The organism is Mycobacterium sp. NBC_00419, from assembly GCF_036023875.1.
In the GTDB taxonomy this organism is placed as follows: Bacteria; Actinomycetota; Actinomycetes; order Mycobacteriales; family Mycobacteriaceae; genus Mycobacterium.
The window spans coordinates 5,166,525-5,183,449 of sequence record NZ_CP107931.1 but is presented as its reverse complement, the minus strand read 5'-3'; the positions used below and the strand labels follow the sequence as shown (position 1 = coordinate 5,183,449).

Sequence of the window (16,925 nt, the reverse complement as noted above, 5' to 3'; positions counted from 1 at the left end):
GGGAGGGCGGGCTGCAGCGGGCTAGGAGAGCACCTCGACGAGGGTCGAATCGGAGTCGCCGACCATGTACTGCTCCACGTTTCCGAGGTGCTTGCGCCAATGCCGTTGGGCTTCCTCGTTGTCGCCTGCCGACAACAACGACACGAGCTTCGTGTACGCCCGCATCGCGGCCCGATTGACCGGCAGACCAACGTCATGAGTGGCCACGAAGATCTTGTTGTGCGCATCGACGATCTCGAACAACATTGCGCCCAGCAGACTTAGCGTGGCACTGCCGGCAGCGTCGACCACAGCGAGGTGGAACCCCACGCTGAATTCGGCAAAACGCTGCTCATCATCGTTCGACAGAAATTCCTGGCCTTCGTCCAGCTTGCGCTCGAGGTCACGGATCGCTGCCTTGCGGCGGTTACCGCCGATCATCCCGACCGCCGAGACCTCGATCTCGGTGCGCGCCTGGTAGAGGTCACTCAAAGGGACGCCCTGGTACTGCAGGAGGAGACCCATGTACCGAGCGGCCACCGCGCCGTCGGGTTGAAGCACCCGACCACCGCCGCGGGCGCCTCGTTGCACGGTGATGATCGATTCCGATTCCAGGATCCGGAACGCCTCACGCAGTGTCGGACGGGACACGCCGAAATCCTGCATCAACACGACTTCGCTGGGCAGCAGGTCCCCGGAACCGAGCTCGCCGGTGATGATCCGGCGCCGGAGGTTCGCCGCCACCAGCTCACTGGCTTTGGGAACCTTCACCAGTCTCGACTTCGCCACCGTTAGCGCCTCGGCCCTCTCGCTCAAGTCCTGCGAACTGCTTGAAGGAGCAGTCTAACCGTCTGAATCATTCGCCGTCTTAGCTTGCAATCCCGCGCGTCGGCGTCTGACGGTCGGGCGCCGAGGCCGCCGGACGGATCAGTCCCTCCTGCACCACCGTGGCGACATGCCGACCGTCCTGGTAGAACTCGCCCCGGCAGAACCCCCGGCCGGCAGAGGCAATCGGGGAGATCTGGTGGTACAGCAGCCACTCGTCGGCCCGCAGAGGCGCGTGAATCCACAGACAATGGTCCAGCGACGCGATCCGGTAACCGGGGTGCCGGTGGGAGATGCCGTGCGGCGCCAGCGCCGCGCCGAGCAACGTCATATCGGACAGGCACGCCAGGATCGCGATGTGCAGCACCTGGGATCCCCGGACTTCCTCCCGGGTCCGCAGCCACACCTGCGCAGCGGGAGTGTGGCCCGTAGTCGTGGGCCTGGGCAGAACCGGCGGCCGGGGGGACACGCGGATGTCCACGGCCGCCCAACTCCGGTACAGATCGGGCCATCGCTCGACGTCGGCGGCAGGGCCCGTCAAGGGATCGCACGAGTCCGGCGACGGCGCCGCCGGCTGTTCACGATCGTGCCTCAGACCGTCCTCCCCCACGTGAAACGACGCCTGCATGGTCAGGATGTCCGCACCTGATTGGGCCGCAACCACCCGGCGGCGGGAGAAGGATCGGCCGTCACCAACGCGGTCGACCTGATAACTGATCGGTCTGGCAGGCACGGCGGCTGAGACGAACACACAATGCACGGAGTGCGGAAGCCGTTGCCCTGCAACGGTGTCGGCGGCAGCCATCAACGCCTGGCCGATCACATGTCCGCCGAACAGGGCGCGGCCGGTTCGGTCGCCGGCCGACCCCAGGAAGGTGTCATGCCCCTCATCGTGAAGGGTGAGTAAGTCCACCAACTCGCAGACGCTGCCGGCCACGTGGGGTCCTTTCCTATTGCGAGACCAGACCGATCAAGCGGGCAAGACGCTCACGGTGCCAGGACGGGGATCCGAACAGCACTTCTGCTGACTTCGCCCGCTTGAAGTACAGGTGCGCCGGATGCTCCCAGGTGAAGCCGATGCCGCCGTGCATCTGAATGCTCTCGGCGGCAACGTGATAGAAGGCTTTCGAGCAGTAGGTCTTGGCGATCGATGCCGCTGTCGAGAGATCCACGGCCGAGTTGGCCGCTGCTGTGGAGGCGTAAGCCGCTGCGGAGCGGGCGGATTCGAGTTCGACGAGCATATCAGCGCACCGGTGCTTGAGTGCCTGGAAGGATCCGATCGCCCGGCCGAACTGGTGCCGAACCTTGAGGTAGTCGACGGTCGCGTCCAGAACGGCGGCGGTACCGCCGACCTGTTCGCAGGCCAGTGCGACGATCGCCCGGTCGAATACGTCGGCCAGTACCGGCCACCCGGCGCCATCGGCACCGAGCAGGACGGCCGGGGTCGCATCGAAGGTCACCGAAGCGAACCGCCGGCTCAGGTCCAGCACGTCGCGCGCCTCGATTCGAAGACCCTCGGCGGGCGCCTCGACGCAGAACAGTGAGACGCCGGCCGGGGTACGCCCCGCAACGACGAGGAGTCCGGCAATCGCACCGTCGAGCACGTAGGGCTTGGTTCCGGTGAGGACCCAACCGGCCCCACTCGGCTGCGCGGTCACCGTGATGTCATCGGGGTCCCAGTGCGCGGCGCGCTCGGTCACCGCGACGGTGGCGACCAACTCCCCCGCGGCGATCGCGGGCAGATACTGTTCGCAGGCGTTCGTGTCCTGCGAACACAGCAGCGCGTTGGTCGCCAGAACGACGGTGGACAGCACCGGGCCGGTGTAGAGCGCCCGGCCCGTCTCCTCCATCACGATCGCCAGTTCGTCGAAACCGTAACCGGCGCCGCCGAATTCCTCGGGGATCGCCAGTGACGGCAACCCGATCTGATCGGCCGCGGTGTGCCACGCGGATTCGTCGTAACCCGAGTCGCTGTCGAGCTGGGCACGCACCGCGGATTCTGACGAATGCTTGGTCAGGAAGGCGCGCATCACATCGCGAAGAGCGTCGTGCTCTTCGGTGGGTATCAGTGCCATGGCGTTGTCAGACCTCCAGTGAGAATTGCCAGATCAGCAGGTGGATGTGGATGGACATGCCGATCCTCATCGGGGTAGGCCGAGCAGACGCTCGGCGATGATGTTGCGTTGGATCTCCGAGGTGCCGCCGTAGATGGTCTCGGCGCGCGAGAGCAGGAAGAGCTTGCGGGCCTCTGCGCAACGTGTGGTCGTCACCGCGAAGAGGGCATCGGGACCGAAGAGATCGACTGCCAGTTCACCGATTCGCTGATGGTGCACCGAAGCGAACAGCTTGCTGACGGTGGCGGCCGCCTGGGTGGCCGCGCCCGGCTCACCGCCGGACTGACCCAACAGGTCCATCACGATGCGCAGGTTCGTGGAGCGCATCAACTGCACGCCGATGTAGGCGTCGACGAGTTCCTGGCGGACCAGCGGATCGTCGACGGCACCGATGCGCGTCGCCTCCTCGATCAGTTCACTGACTTCACGTTGCATCGCCAGCTGCATCGGCATCAGCGCGCTGCCACGCTCCATGCCGAGGGTGGCCATCACCACCTTCCAGCCGTTGCCCACACCTCCGACGACCATGTCGGCACCCGTCAGTGCATCGTTGAAGAAGCACTCGCTGAACTCCGTTGACCGGGCGAGGTTCTCGATCGGCCGTACGTCCACACCGGGCTGGTGGACGTCCACCAACAGCAGCGACAAGCCGCGGTGACGCAGATCGACGTCAGGGTCGGTCCGGCACAGGACGTAGAGCCAGTCGGCGTGCTGGCCGAAGGTCGTCCAGACCTTCTGCCCGTCGACGTGCCACTGGTCCCCGTCGAAGCTGGCCTTCGTACGCACGGCCGCCAGGTCGGAGCCGGCACCGGGTTCGGAGAAGCCCTGACCCCACATCTCCTCGACGGACAGGATCTTGGGAATGAACCGCTGCTTCTGTTCCTCGGTTCCGAAGGCCAGCAGCGTGGGCCCGAGCAACTCCAGCGCCTGGGTGTTGACCCGCGCGGGGGCGGCAGCGCGCGCGTACTCGTATTCGAAGACGATCTCCTCGACCAGACCGAGCCCGCGGCCGCCGTACTCGCGCGGCCAGGTCAGACCCAACCAGTTGCCGGCTGCCAACTCCCGCTCCCATGCGGTGCGGACATCCCACGCGACGTCGTCGGTGGGGCTGCCCACCCCGCGGTGGGCGGCGAACTCACCGATGAGGTGTTCGTCCAGCCAGGTGCGGACCTCGTCGCGGAACTCTGCCGCACCCGAAATCAGATCAGCGATGTCGAATTCCATGTCTTTCCTAGAGATTCAGCGGGGAGTACGGCCCGAACTCCGGAGTCCGGCGTTCGCGCAGGCTAGCGGTTCCCTCGGCGAAGTCGGGCTGAGCTTTGGACAGCGTCAGCAGATGCTGCGCCCGCACCCTGGCGGCGTCCATGCTCTGTTCGCAGTCTCGCCAGATCTGCGACTTGACCATCGCCATCGCCACCGGCGACACCGTGGCCGCGAGCTGGTGGGCGTACTCCAGCGCGTCGGCCAACACTCGGCCCGGGGGTGACACCCGCTGGACGACGCCGAGTTCCCTCGCTTCGTCGGCCAGGAACACCCGGGCCGAGGCCAGCAGGTCGAATGCGTGCGCCGGGCCGGCGAGGCGCACCAGCATCCACGCGCTGGCGTCCTCGGCCGGCAGCCCGCGTTTGGCGAACGCAGTGCTGAACTTTGCTCCCGCAACGGCGAACCGATAGTCGAAGTTCAGCGCCTGGGCCAGTCCGATCCCCGCGCACGCACCGTTGATGGCGCCGATGATCGGCTTGGGAATCGTGGTGGCATAGGTCTGCGGGCGCCGGTTGCTGGTGTAGGCCTGTCCGCCGGCCACACCGGCGAGCACCTCGGGGTCCAGCCCCGGCACGAAGGAATCACCCGCGCCGGTCACCACGATCACCCGAACCCGCTCGTCGGCTGCGGCCCGGTCCAGCGCTTCGTAGAACTCGTGTTCCATCGCAGCGGTCCACATGTTGCGCCGCTCGGGCCGGCTCAGGGTGAGCACTGCTGCGCCCTCGCCGTCGACGTCGTAGAGCACTGTCGGCTCGGTCACGAGGCCTCCCATCCGTCCAGTTCGTCGGGTAGCGGAATATCCTTCGGCACAGCAAAGTTCGGTGTCCGCTTCTCCAGGAAGGAGGCCACCCCTTCGGCGGAGTCCGGCTGCCGGCCCATCCACCGGAACACTTCCCATTCGGTGCCGAACGCGGCTTCGCGGTCACCCTCGGCCAGCATGTCGTAGAGCAACTGCTTGGTCACCCCGACGGCCGACGGGGCGGTGTTCGTCGCGATGTCAGCAGCAATCGCCAGCGCCCTGTCGAGCACCCGCTCGCCAGGTACCGCCTCGGTCGCCAGGCCCATGCGCGCCGCCTCGGCACCGCTGAACAGCCGACCGGTGAGCAGAAGTTCAGTAGCGGTGGACAGTCCGACCAGTCGCGGTAACAGCCACAGCGAGTTCTGCTCCGGAATCAGTCCGCGCCGGGTGAAGACGAATCCGTACTTGGCCGATTCGTTGACGATCCGAATGTCCCACTGCAGCGGGAACGTCAGCCCCAGCCCCACTGCCGAACCGTTGAGCGCTCCGATGATCGGTGTGCGCATCCGCCACGGCCGCGGCCTAGCCGCAATCTCCGCTTTGGCCTCCCGGTGGCGCTTCTGGTCGAAAGCGAAGTTGGAACCGCCCGGCTCCATGTCCGCACCGGCCGAGAACAGCTTGCCCTCGCCGGTGACGATGATGACCCTGATGGCCTCGTCTTCGTCGAGTTCGGCCAGTTGCCGATGCAGTTCGATCTGCATCGCCGTGGTGAAGCCGTTGCCGCGGTCGGGGCGGGCCAGCCAGATCAGCCCGACCGGGCCGTGGCGGTCAGCCCGGATCCCGTCCACCACGACCGCGGAATCAGACACGGGGCTTACCCGAACCGTCCGAGTTCGGTCGTGCCTCGGCGAGCAGACCAGGAATGACCTCGCCGAGTTCTGCCGGATCCCAGCGGGATTCGCGGCTGACACCCGGACCGGCCTGCCAGGTTTCGGCCACCGAGATCGAGCCGCCCTTGACGTTGAACACCCGGCCGGTCACGGCCTCTGCCTCCGGAGAGGCCAGCCACACCACGATCGGCGAGATGTTGGCCGGTGAGCCGGCGTCGAATCCGGTGCGCTCCTTGATATCTGCCATCGCTGCCACGTAGTTGTCGAGCCCCTGCGTCATCTGGGTCAGGGCGCTGGGGGCGATCGCATTGACGGTGATGCCCAGGCGGGCGAGCTCGTCGGCCAGGATCACGGTGAAGGCGGCGATGCCGGCCTTGGCTGCTCCGTAGTTTGACTGGCCGACATTGCCGTACAGGCCTGACGGCGACGAGGTGTTGACGATGCGGGGATGCGACACCGGCGTGCCCGCCTTGTGCTGGTCCCGCCAGTAGGCCACGGCATGTTTGGTCGGCGCGAAGGTGCCGCGCATGTGCACCTTGATGACGGCATCCCACATGTCGATGTCCATGTTGACGAACATCTTGTCGCGCAGGATGCCGGCGTTGTTGACCAGCACGTGCAGGTCACCGAAGGTGTCCAGGGCGGTCTGTATCAGCCGGCCGGCGCCATCCCAGTCGGAGATGTCGTCGGAGTTCGCGACAGCCTCGCCGCCGAGCTGTGTGATCTCCTCGACCACGTCACCGGCCGGGCCGAGGTCGTTGACCACGACCTTGGCGCCCTGCCGGGCGAATTCCAGTGCGTGTTCGCGCCCGATTCCGCCCGCGGCGCCGGTGACGATGACGACGCGTCCATCATGCAAGCCCATGTGTGCTCCCTTCAAGTGGTGGTGTTGGTCAGGCCGGATCGCCGAAGACGGCCCGCGCGTTGGCACCCAGGTATCCGGTCAGCGAATCACCAGTCAGAGCAACGTTTCTGCCCTCGGCGGCGGTCCGGTCGAACGGCAGGATCGGGTAGTCGGAGGCCCACATCAGCTTGGTGGGATTGCGTCGCTGCGCGAATCGCACGATGTCCTCGGGAATGTACTTCGGCGCCCAGCCGGCAGTCATGGCGAACACGTTGGGGTGCTTGATGAGCATGGCGACGGTCTCACTGATCCACGGGTCGCCCAGGTGGCTCATCACGATTTTGAGCTCCGGAAACGCCAGCGCGACTTCGTCGATGAGGATCGTGCGCTGCAGCTTGGCCGGTTTCATCGGACCTGGCACACCGACGTTGATCGAGACGACGGCTCCCTCGTCACACGCGGCGGTGTACAGCGGGTAGGCCAGTTTGTCGTCGATCGCGATCCCGGTGAACATCGGAATGATGCGGATGCAGCGAATGCCGTACTCGCGCACAGCGATCCGGACGTGTTTGGCGGCTTCATAGCCCAGCCGCGGGTCCAGTCCGACGGAAGTGACGAATCGGCCCGGGTAGTCCCGGGCAATTGTGGCCAGGCGCTCACAGGTCTCGCGCAGCACCGCTTCCCCGGTCTTGGTGCCGTGTACATACGGCGGGGTGATGTCGCGCGGCGCTTTGGACAACACCCCTGCCGCGATGTCGAGGCGGTCCATCTCGGCGATGACGTCGGTCATCGTCTCGCCACCCTCGTAGGCACTGTTCCCACGCTTGAAGCGGGCGACCACCGACGGGTCGGGAGTGACCTCACCGGGCAGGTAGGGCAGATTGATCCAGGCGTCGTACAGACCCTGCGATTGTTCAGCGGCCGACATAACGAGGCTCCCTCTTCTCCTTCATCGCCGCGAGAGCTTCAGCGGCGTCCTCGGTTGCGGCGACCACCGCGAAGTGCGACGAGATCATGTCCAGCGCCGTGCGCAGATCGATATTGGCGGACTGGTAGGTGGCGCGCTTGATCATCCGCACCGACACCGGCGGGTGCGCCGCGATGGCCCCGGCGAACTCAGTGGTCTTGGCGCGCAACTCCGCCGGCTCGGCCAGCCGGTTCACCAGCCCGATCCGCAGTGCCTCGGCCGCATCGATGAAATCGCCGGTCAGCAGCAATTCGAGGGCCTTGGAGGTGCCGACGAGGCGCGGCAGGTAGTACGCGCCACCGTCGCCCGGCGTCAGGCCGACGCGGACGTAGCCTTCCGATACCCGGGCCGTGGTCGACATGATGCGCAGGTCGCACATCAACGCCATGTCGAGTCCGGCGCCGACGGCCACTCCGTTGATCGCGGCGATCAACGGCTTGTCGAGATCGGCTACCGCGTGCGCGACCTGATGGACCTGGTCGTGCAGTTGGCTCTTGCGCTGCAGCGGGGTCAGGTCGGGGTTGGCATTGGAGATCGCCGACAGATCCACGCCCGAGCAGAACGCCTTGTCACCGGCCCCGGTGAGCACGACGACACGCACGTCGTCGTCAGACTTGGCCTGCCGGAGCAGGTCCGCCCATCGCCCGATCATGTCGAACGTGAAGGCGTTGCGGGCCTCCGGCCGATTGAGGGTGATGGTGCCCACCCCGTCCTCGACGGACCACAGCAGGTCGTCCACTCGTCGGTCTCCTCGCACAGTTTCCGGTGAATTAGCTAATTGATTGCACTATACGCGTATGGTGTCTGGTGTGGACGAGGTTGGTCAACTTCCGCTCAGCCCTGCCGATCGTGACTTTCGTGACGACGTGCGCACGTGGCTCGACGAACATCTGACGGGCGATTTCGTCGGTACCGCCGATCGTGGCGGCCCCGACGACGACGACAACTGGGAGCTGCGGCGCGCGTGGGAACGCGAGCTGGGCGCCGGCAATTGGCTGGGTTTGTCCTGGCCCCTCGAGTACGGCGGGCGCGGCGCGACGATGACCCAGGAGATCATCTTCGCGATGGAATGCGCCCGCGCACAGACACCGCCGCGGGCGGCCTTTCACGGCGAGACGTTGATGGCCCCGACCGCGCTGACGCACGGCACCGCCGAGCAGAAGCAGCGCCTGCTACCCCCGATGGCGCGGGGCGAGGTGGTGTGGTGCCAGGGCTACTCGGAGCCCGGCGCGGGCTCGGATCTGGCCGCGATCAACACCCGCGCCGAACGCCACGGCGACCAGTGGGTGGTCAACGGCCAGAAGATCTGGACGACGTTCGCCCAGCACGCCTCGTGGATCTTCGCCATCGTGCGCACCGAACCTGGCACGTCCCGGCACGCCGGGTTGTCCTACATGCTGATCCCCCTCGACCAGCCGGGTGTGACGGTGGTCCCGATCCGCACAATGCTCGGTGACAGCGGCTTCAACGAGGTGTTCTTCGACAACGCGCAGACCTCGGTCGACAACGTGCTCGGCGCCGAAGGCGACGGGTGGAACGCGGCCATGACCACGCTCGGTCATGAACGGGCGACCTCGGTGCTCAACTACCAGTTCTCCTTCGTCCGCGAGATGGATCAGCTGCGGGCGGTGGCGGCCCGCCGCGGTGCCGCCAGCGACCCGGTGCTGCGCCACCGACTCGTCGACAGCTACATCGGACTGCAGATCATGGCGCACAACAACATGCGGACGCTGTCGGTAGCCCTGCGCGACGGGCGGTTCGGGCCGGAGGCCTCGATCGGCAAGTACTACTGGTCGCGTTGGCATCAGCAGTACACCGAGCTGGCGATGGACGTGCTCGGTCCCGACGCGCTGCTGGGCACCGAATGGGGTTCCGGTCCCGACGAGGACAGCCAGGACTGCGAGGCAATTCGGCGGTCCTTCATCCGGGCTCGCGCGGAGACCATCTACGCCGGCACCAGCGAGGTCCAGAAGAACATCATCAGCGAGCGCGTGCTGGGTCTGCCGCGCGAGCCGAAGGTGGGCCTGTGACCGGACATGGCCCGCTGGCCGGTGTGCGGGTGCTCGATCTGAGCCGAATCCTGGCCGCGCCGTTGACCGCCCAGTTGCTCGGCGACCTGGGCGCCGACGTCATCAAGGTGGAGCGGCCCGGCTCCGGCGACGACTCCCGCCAGTACGGTCCGCCGTTCTTCGGTGATGCCGCCGACAACCAGTCGGGCTTCTACCTCAGCGCTAACCGCAACAAGCGCTCGATCACAGTGGATCATTCGCGCCCCGAGGGAGCCGCGCTGCTCGCCGAACTCGCCGAGCATTGCGATGTTCTCATCGAGAACTTCCGCACCGGGGTCCTGGCGAAGTACGGCCTGGACTATCCCACTCTGAGCGCCCGCAACCCGAACCTCATCTACTGCTCGGTCACCGGTTTCGGCCAGGACGGCCCCTACGCGGCGCGGGCCGGTTATGACGGTGTCTTCCAGGCGATGTCGGGGATGATGAGCGTGTCCGGCATACCCGACGGCGAGCCGGGCGCCGGCCCGATGAAGGTCGGCGTGTCGATGGTCGACGTGCTGACCGGGCTCTACGCCAGTTCGGCGATCCTGGCCGCGTTGCACCACCGCGATGGCGGCGGCAGTGGCCAGCACATCGACCTTGCGCTGCTCGATTGCGGGCTGGCGGCGCTGTCGCACTACGCACAGAACTACCTGGTGTCCGGTCAGGCCGCGCCGCGCCGCGGCAACGGCGGCTTCGGTGGAATCCCGTCTCAGGCATTCCGGTGCAGCGACGCCGAGATCTTCGTCGTCGCCTCCACACCTGGCCAGTGGTCCGGGCTCGCCAAGGCCGTCGGCCGGCCGGAACTCGCCGATGATCCCCGCTTCGCCACCGTCTCGGCCCGCATCGCCAATCGTGACATGGTCCTGGACACGCTGGACGCGATCTTCGCCGAGCACACCGCCGAGGAGTGGGTCCGCCGACTCGAAGAGGCCGACGTGCCGGTGAGCCCGGTCAACACCATGGACGGAGTGTTCACCAACCCGCAGATCCGCCACCGCGGGATGCGACGACGGGTCGAGGGCGACGGTGCGCCGCCAATGGAGTTGCTGGCCAACCCCATTCGGTATTCGGAGACGCCGATCGAGACCTATCGGCGTCCCCCAAGCCTCGGCCAGGACACCGCTGAGGTACTGGCTGAACTGCTGCACAAGTCCGATAGCGAAATCAGTGCACTACGCGACAACGGCGTGCTCTGAGCGACGAGAAGGTACTGCTCAACGATGATCGAGAGGAAGAGATGACAACAACGGAGAGCCTGATCGCCTCCCCCAACCGGACCGGCACGTTCGATTGCCAGGCGCTGGCATCCAGGCGTGCGTTCGACGCTCGCGACTTCGTGTCGGACGAGCCGATCCTCGGCCTCTACCGCGAGGGCGGCTACATCTGGGGATCGCTTCGCGACGACCAGGGCACGCTGTACAGCACCATGCGTCGCATCGCGGAGAAGCCGCCGGAGGCGGCCGCTGACGGGCGACAGTCGTTGGGCGGCAGGCATCTTCTGCTCGGCACCGGGGAAGGTGACGGCATGACGATGCGCAAACAGGCACGCTACGCCGTCGACAGTGCGGCGCTGACGAAAACGCTCACCGGCGAGAACTCCGTGACGATCGCGTCGCCGCCGGATGCCGAGGGCCAACCGATGGAGTTGGTGCTCGACGTCGACAACTTCCGCTACCGGGAGGCCGGCACCATCGAGGCCACCGGCACGCTGGTGGTCCCGCCGCTGCAGTGGTACATACCGGGGCGGGATTCCGCGCTGATGTACATCAGCCAGACCTGGCTCGTCGAAGCCGAGATCCTGGGTCGCCCGGCGCGCGGCTTCCTGTTCTGGGAAGAGGCCTGGATGCCGCCGGGCGGCGTGCTGTACCGCACCAAGGACCCACTCCACGACGCGTCCTACACCACCTGGTATTCCTGGGCCAACCACTGGGACGACGGGACCGCCGAAGTCGGCCATTTCCTGTTCGGCCAGCGCGGTTTCCACGTGGGCGTGGTGGCCCACAGTGACGGCACCGTCACCTCCGCACACACGATGGACGCCGCGATCACGCGGGCCGACGATGGCTACTGGCACGATGGCATCGACTACGAGATCAACGGTGTGCCATGGCGGTGCGATCCCGACGCACACGGCCACATGCAGCTTGGGCAGATGCCCAACCCGCAGCAGGAGGGCCGCATGCACCGGGTGTCCGACACCCGCACCCCCGACGTGTGGATGGCCTGGGGCGAATCGGTGCCCGCCAACGGTGAAAAGCGACACTGAGGCACTGCCTTCGGCAGCGGGCGGCTACCCCGGCTTTCTGTCGGCGGCGGCCGCCCGCTGGCCGAACCGGGTAGGCCTTCGCTTCGAGTCGGCCGCGTGGACGTACCGGGAACTGCAGAACGCCACCGAGTCGGCGAGCGAAGTCCTGCAGTCAGCCGGTGTGGGTGTCGGCACCCGAGTGTTGTTGCTCGCCGAGAACTGCCCTGAGTACCTGATCGCGCAGTTCGCCCTGGCCCGGCTGGGCGCGGTGTTCGTCACCCCGAACCCGTACTGGACGGCCGGGGAGGTCCGCCACGCGGTCGACGCCTCCCAGGCCTCGGCGGTAGTGCACGACGCCGGCCGCCCGATACCGGAGCGGATGTCGACAGCTGTCGACATCGCCACCCTGGTCGGCGGGGCGGTGCCGCAGACACCGGCACCGGCCGTCGACCACCATGCCCCGCTGTACATTCCGTTCTCGTCAGGAACCACGGGTCTGCCCAAGGGTGTGGTGCACACGACGGCCAGCCTGTGCGGCGGGGTTGAACAGCTGCGACACCACACCGGCCTGACCGAGCGTGACCGGCTTCAGCTCGCACTGCCGTTGTGTCACATCTTCGGGGCCACCATGGCCGCTGCGGCCATCAACGTAGGTGCTGAGCTGACGTTGTTCCGCCGCTTCGATCTCGAGGAATCCCTCGAGCACATCCGGAGCGCAGGGGTCACCGTCTGGCCGATGGCCGGTGCCGTCGCTCACCGACTGGCAGGCATGGAAGAGCCACGGCGCGAGGACTTTTCGTCACTGCGGTTTTTCATGTGGGGCGGCAGTGCCGTTCCGTCCGGGTTGGCCGCCGAGTTGACCGAACGCACAGGGGTGCCGTTCCTGTGCTCCTACGGGATGACCGAAGCGATGATGGTGGCGTTCAACCCGGTCGATGACCCGACCCGGTGGCGGCTGGACTCCCCCGGCTATCCGACGCTGGGAACCGAAATTCGGGTCGCCCGCTCCGGGGAGCTTCTGGTGCGCGGCCCGAGTGTGGCGGCCGGTTATGCGGGGTTGGATTCACCCGACTTCGACGACGGGTGGTTCGCCACCGGTGACATCGGTCGCATCGACGCCGACGGCCGCCTCTGGATCGTCGACCGCCTCAAAGACGTGCTGAAGGTGTCGGGTTTCCAGGTCGCTCCGACCGAAGTGGAGAACGCGCTGCTCGCTCACCCCGAGGTTTCCGATGTGGGCGTCATCGGCGTGGCCGACCCGCGCACCGGCGAAACACCGGTGGCGTACGTGGTGGGGTCGGCCTCCGCTGCGGCGCTCGACGACTGGCTTCGTCCGCGGTTGGCCACCTACAAGCGCCCCACCCGGTACGTGTTCGTCGATGAACTGCCACGAACGTCGGGTGGCAAGCTACGGCGAGCGCAGCTGCCCCGGTAGCGCCATCCCGGTCACACCAGCTCGTAGATGGTGGCGTTGGCGGTGCCGCCACCTTCACACATCGACTGAAGTCCGTAGCGAATCCCGTTGCGGCGCATGTGATGTATCAGAGTGGTAGCCAGCCTGGCACCCGAGCATCCCAGCGGGTGGCCCAGCGCGATCGCACCGCCGAGCGGGTTCAGCTTCTCGATGGGCGCACCGGTGGCAACCTGCCACGCCATCGGGACCGGGGCGAAGGCCTCGTTGATCTCGAAGGCCCCGATGTCATCGATCGACAGCCCGGAACGCTTCAGCGCGAGTTCAGTCGCCGGGATCGGCCCGGTGAGCATCCGCACCGGGTCGGCGCCGGACACCACCGCGGTGTGGATCCGGGCCAACGGCGTCAGACCCAGTTCGGCCGCACGCTCGCTGGTGGTGATCAGCAGCGCCGCGGCGCCGTCGGAGATCTGAGACGCGTTGCCCGCGGTGATCTTGCCGCCCTCCAAGAACGGCGCCTTGAGGCCGGCGAGCTTCTCCACTGTGGTCCCGCGGCGGATGCCCTCGTCGGCAGCGACCGGACCGGACTCCGTGGCGACCGGCATGATCTCGTCGACGAACAGTCCGGCGTCCTGCGCGGCCGCCGCCCGTTCGTGGGACATCGCCGAGTATTCGTCGAGCTGGGTGCGGGTGAAACCATGGTCCTCAGCGATCAGCTCTGCACCGGCACCCTGATTGAACCGGCCGTGGAAGCCGGGGGTGCTCGCCAGACGATCGGCGTAACGCGTCACCGCACCGCCGCCCATCTCCCCCGTTCCCGGGACGACGGCCGCGCCCATCGGTACTGCCGACATCATCTCGACACCACCGGCGATGATCACGTCGGCCTGCCCGGAGACCACGGTCGCCGCGGCGGTCGAGATCGCCTGCTGGGACGAGCCGCACTGCCGGTCAATGGTGAAGCCGGGGATGGATTCCGGCCAGCCGGCAGCAAGGACGGCCATCCGGCCGACGTTGCCCGACTGCTGGCCCAGGCTGATCACATTGCCCCAGTGCACGTCCTCGACGACCTCCGGGGCGATCCCGGCGCGAGCGATCAGTTCGTTGAGCACCAGCGCCGACAGATCGGCTGCATGCACCGCGGACAGGCCACCGCCTCGCTTGCCGACGGGAGTCCGGACGGCGGCGGTGATGACGGCATCGCGCATGGTCACACTCTTTTCCTCACCCCGTGACGGGGGTCATCGTTGATCGGGAGCAATCAGTTTAATATATTAGCCATATCCGCGGCGGTGCCCACAGGGTGCCCATCGTCTAATCGAGGAGTTCGACCCTTGTCAGTGGCATTGGTGCCGCCATACCGGCCGCTCCCCTCCGGCACCGAGGATCTGCGGGCCCGGGTGCGACAGTTCGTGACCGACGACCAGTCGACGTTCGGCTGGACACCCCGGGTCGACTCCTGGATCTCGTCCTGGGATCCGGCGTTCAGCCGTCGACTCGCCCAGCAGGGTTTCCTGGGCATGACCATTCCCGAGCAGTACGGCGGCCATGGCGCCAGCCACATCGAACGGTTCGTGGTCATCGAAGAGCTGCTGGCTGCCGGCGCACCGATTGCCGCGCACTGGGTGGCCGACCGGCAAGCCGCACCATCACTGCTCAAGCACGGCAACGAGTACCAGCGCCAGCGTTACCTTCCGGCCATCGCCGCCGGTGAGTGCTACTTCGCGATCGGGATGAGCGAACCGGAGTCGGGCTCCGACCTGGCCAGTGTCCAGACCCGCGGGGTGCGGGTCGAGGGCGGCTGGCAGCTGTCGGGCACGAAGGTCTGGACATCGGGTGCGCACCATTCCCATGCATTCTTCGTGCTGACCCGCACGGCGCCGGTGGAGGACGGCAAGCGTCATGAGGGCCTCAGCCAGTTCATCGTCCCGCTGGACAGTCCGGGCTTGGAGATCCGCCCGATCCGGTTGTTGACCGGCGGGCATCACTTCAACGAAGTGGTACTCGACAAGGTGTTCGTGCCCGACGACATGGTTCTGGGCGAGATCGGCGGCGGCTGGCGACAGGTGACCTCCGAGCTGGGGTTCGAACGCAGTGGGCCGGAACGGATTCTGTCAACACAGCCGCTGCTCGACAGTCTGGTCACCACGACCCGAACCGACGATGCCGGGCAGCGCGGCTCGGCCGCGGCTGATATCGGTGACCTGGTGTCCCAGCTGGCCGGGCTGCGCCAGCTATCGGCCTCGCTGGCCGCCGCGCTGTCGGCCCACGAGTCGGTCGACGTGGCGGCCGCCGTCGTCAAGGATCTCGGCACCCGCTACGAGTCGGCGGTCGTCGACACCGCCGCGGCCGCTACCTCGGCGACACCGTCGGTCGGTGCCACCGACACCTTTGCCCGCCTACTGGGCGAGGCCATCCTGCATGCACCCGGGTTCACCCTGCGCGGTGGCACCAACGAGATACTCAGCGGTGTAGTGGCCCGCGGATTGGGATTGCGATGACCATGACGAGCCCCTCGGTGAGCGCGGACGAACTCGCCGAACTGCGCAGTCTTACCGACGACATCTGCAGCACAGCAACCGAACCCGTTCTGGACCTTCAGCGCCGGGACATCGCGTTCGATCCCAAGCTGTGGTCGGACCTGACCGAGGCGGGTCTGACCCTGTTGTCGACCCCCGAGGAGCACGGCGGCAGTGGCGCGGGCCTACTCGAACTCGCGGTTGTGCTCGAACAGCTCGGCTACCACGCCGCGCCGGCTCCGATCGCCGAGAACGATCTCCTGGCCTCATGGCTGCTGCAGACCGCCGGACTCCCGGTCGCAACCGGAGTCATGACCGCCGCGCACACTGCCGTGGCGCCCGCCGACGGCCGATTGGGCGTCACGCTGGAGTCGGTGCCCTGGGCACGCCATGCCGACACCCTGGTGATCGCGGGACCCGGGTTTGTCACCGCGGTGCCTGCGGCCGCGCTGACGGTCTCGCAGGCAGACGACATCGCTGCCCAACCGCTGGACCGTGTGGACGTCGACATCGCCACGGACTCCGACACCTTCGCGACCCTCGATGCGGACCTGGCCACCGAGTTCCGCCTGCGCGGTGCACTTGCCCGTGCCTTGCAGACCTGTGGAGCGCTCAATCGCGCACTGGAGATGACGGTCCGCCACGTCAGTGAACGGGTCCAGTTCGGACGACCACTGGCCAAGTTCCAGGCGGTCCAGAGCCTGGTAGCCGGTAGCGCCAGCGCATTGTGCCTGGTGCGCTCGGCGGCTGATTTCGCCGTCGACATGGCCCAGGTCCACGGGTTCGACTCCGAGCAGGCCCGCTTTGCGATCGCCGTGGCCAAGATCGAATCCGGCCGTGCTGCCACGATCGTCTCGCGCAACACCCACCAGGCACATGGCGCCATCGGGTTCACCCTCGACCACCGGCTGCGGCACTTCACCGGCCGGGCACTGGCATGGCGTTCGGAGTTCGGCGGCACCCGGCAGTGGCAGCAGGAACTGGGCCAGGCAGTCCTCGAATCAGGTTCTACTGCCTGGGAATTCGTCACTTCACGCAGTACGAGCTTTTGATTTCAGCCACCCCCCATCAGCAATAG

At 66.9% G+C, this 16,925-nt stretch carries 16 protein-coding genes; 6 read left to right on the top strand and 10 right to left on the bottom strand.

Annotation, left to right across the window (positions count from 1 at the left end; translation table 11 throughout):
* Positions 1–21 precede the first annotated feature (21 nt).
* The 9 genes from OG976_RS24805 to OG976_RS24765 form a co-directional block, all read right to left on the bottom strand.
* The gene (locus tag OG976_RS24805) at positions 22–768 is read right to left on the bottom strand and encodes a FadR/GntR family transcriptional regulator (protein WP_328355068.1); all 747 of its coding nucleotides are present in this window, start codon (positions 766–768) and stop codon (positions 22–24) included.
* A 79-nt stretch (positions 769–847) separates the two neighbouring features.
* Positions 848–1,741, bottom strand: a complete 894-nt coding sequence (locus OG976_RS24800; RefSeq protein ID WP_328355065.1) for an acyl-CoA thioesterase — start codon at positions 1,739–1,741, stop codon at positions 848–850.
* A gap of 13 nt (positions 1,742–1,754) precedes the next feature.
* On the bottom strand, positions 1,755–2,879 hold the full coding sequence (locus OG976_RS24795; RefSeq protein WP_328355062.1) for an acyl-CoA dehydrogenase family protein: 1,125 nt from the start codon (positions 2,877–2,879) through the stop codon (positions 1,755–1,757).
* Positions 2,880–2,945: 66 nt separating this feature from the next.
* Positions 2,946–4,142 carry an acyl-CoA dehydrogenase family protein gene (locus OG976_RS24790; RefSeq protein ID WP_328355059.1) on the bottom strand — a complete coding sequence of 399 codons (1,197 nt, stop codon included), beginning with the start codon at positions 4,140–4,142 and terminating at the stop codon, positions 2,946–2,948.
* A gap of 7 nt (positions 4,143–4,149) precedes the next feature.
* Positions 4,150–4,941: an enoyl-CoA hydratase-related protein gene (locus OG976_RS24785; RefSeq protein WP_328355056.1), complete on the bottom strand. Its 792-nt coding sequence runs from the start codon at positions 4,939–4,941 to the stop codon at positions 4,150–4,152.
* Positions 4,938–5,789 (bottom strand): enoyl-CoA hydratase-related protein, encoded by an 852-nt coding sequence (locus OG976_RS24780; RefSeq protein ID WP_328355053.1) that lies wholly within the window; start codon positions 5,787–5,789, stop codon positions 4,938–4,940. Before OG976_RS24780 ends, OG976_RS24785 begins: the two co-directional genes overlap by 4 nt.
* Positions 5,782–6,675, bottom strand: a complete 894-nt coding sequence (locus tag OG976_RS24775; protein ID WP_328355050.1) for an SDR family oxidoreductase — start codon at positions 6,673–6,675, stop codon at positions 5,782–5,784. The genes OG976_RS24780 and OG976_RS24775 overlap by 8 nt, the downstream gene beginning before the upstream one ends.
* A 28-nt stretch (positions 6,676–6,703) precedes the next feature.
* Positions 6,704–7,582 carry an amidohydrolase family protein gene (locus OG976_RS24770; protein ID WP_328355047.1) on the bottom strand — a complete coding sequence of 293 codons (879 nt, stop codon included), beginning with the start codon at positions 7,580–7,582 and terminating at the stop codon, positions 6,704–6,706.
* Complete coding sequence (locus OG976_RS24765; RefSeq protein WP_328355044.1) at positions 7,569–8,360, bottom strand: enoyl-CoA hydratase/isomerase family protein; 792 nt, start codon at positions 8,358–8,360, stop codon at positions 7,569–7,571. Before OG976_RS24765 ends, OG976_RS24770 begins: the two co-directional genes overlap by 14 nt.
* Positions 8,361–8,430: 70 nt before the next feature.
* On the opposite strand from OG976_RS24765, the gene OG976_RS24760 reads away from it, so the two are divergent.
* Genes OG976_RS24760 through OG976_RS24745 form a run of 4 tightly spaced genes read left to right on the top strand, consistent with a single transcriptional unit; the run spans position 8,431 to position 13,352 of the window.
* On the top strand, positions 8,431–9,651 hold the full coding sequence (locus OG976_RS24760; protein ID WP_442930383.1) for an acyl-CoA dehydrogenase family protein: 1,221 nt from the start codon (positions 8,431–8,433) through the stop codon (positions 9,649–9,651).
* Positions 9,648–10,868, top strand: a complete 1,221-nt coding sequence (locus OG976_RS24755) for a CaiB/BaiF CoA transferase family protein (RefSeq protein WP_328355038.1) — start codon at positions 9,648–9,650, stop codon at positions 10,866–10,868. Before OG976_RS24760 ends, OG976_RS24755 begins: the two co-directional genes overlap by 4 nt.
* Positions 10,869–10,909: 41 nt before the next feature.
* A complete protein-coding gene (locus tag OG976_RS24750) occupies positions 10,910–11,938 on the top strand; it encodes a hypothetical protein (RefSeq protein ID WP_328355035.1) in 1,029 nt (342 codons plus the stop codon).
* On the top strand, positions 11,922–13,352 hold the full coding sequence (locus OG976_RS24745) for a class I adenylate-forming enzyme family protein (protein ID WP_328355032.1): 1,431 nt from the start codon (positions 11,922–11,924) through the stop codon (positions 13,350–13,352). The genes OG976_RS24750 and OG976_RS24745 overlap by 17 nt, the downstream gene beginning before the upstream one ends.
* 11 nt (positions 13,353–13,363) lie before the next feature.
* Here the strand turns inward: OG976_RS24745 and OG976_RS24740 are convergent, their stop codons facing one another.
* A complete protein-coding gene (locus OG976_RS24740) occupies positions 13,364–14,536 on the bottom strand; it encodes a thiolase family protein (RefSeq protein WP_328363978.1) in 1,173 nt (390 codons plus the stop codon).
* A gap of 126 nt (positions 14,537–14,662) precedes the next feature.
* Between OG976_RS24740 and OG976_RS24735 the strand changes: the two genes are divergently transcribed.
* The gene (locus tag OG976_RS24735) at positions 14,663–15,829 is read left to right on the top strand and encodes an acyl-CoA dehydrogenase family protein (protein WP_328355029.1); all 1,167 of its coding nucleotides are present in this window, start codon (positions 14,663–14,665) and stop codon (positions 15,827–15,829) included.
* The gene (locus OG976_RS24730; RefSeq protein ID WP_328355026.1) at positions 15,826–16,899 is read left to right on the top strand and encodes an acyl-CoA dehydrogenase family protein; all 1,074 of its coding nucleotides are present in this window, start codon (positions 15,826–15,828) and stop codon (positions 16,897–16,899) included. Before OG976_RS24735 ends, OG976_RS24730 begins: the two co-directional genes overlap by 4 nt.
* Positions 16,900–16,925: the final 26 nt, after the last annotated feature.

Bases quoted from the DNA above. Each gene is read 5' to 3' on its own strand.
- OG976_RS24795 (WP_328355062.1), bottom strand. From the start codon at position 2,879: ATGGCACTGATACCCACCGAAGAGCACGACGCTCTTCGCGATGTGATG.
- OG976_RS24790 (WP_328355059.1), bottom strand. From the start codon at position 4,142: ATGGAATTCGACATCGCTGATCTGATTTCGGGTGCGGCAGAGTTCCGC.
- OG976_RS24775 (WP_328355050.1), bottom strand. From the start codon at position 6,675: ATGGGCTTGCATGATGGACGCGTCGTCATCGTCACCGGCGCCGCGGGC.
- OG976_RS24770 (WP_328355047.1), bottom strand. From the start codon at position 7,582: ATGTCGGCCGCTGAACAATCGCAGGGTCTGTACGACGCCTGGATCAAT.
- OG976_RS24750 (WP_328355035.1), top strand. From the start codon at position 10,910: ATGACAACAACGGAGAGCCTGATCGCCTCCCCCAACCGGACCGGCACG.
- OG976_RS24740 (WP_328363978.1), bottom strand. From the start codon at position 14,536: ATGCGCGATGCCGTCATCACCGCCGCCGTCCGGACTCCCGTCGGCAAG.
- OG976_RS24730 (WP_328355026.1), top strand. From the start codon at position 15,826: ATGACCATGACGAGCCCCTCGGTGAGCGCGGACGAACTCGCCGAACTG.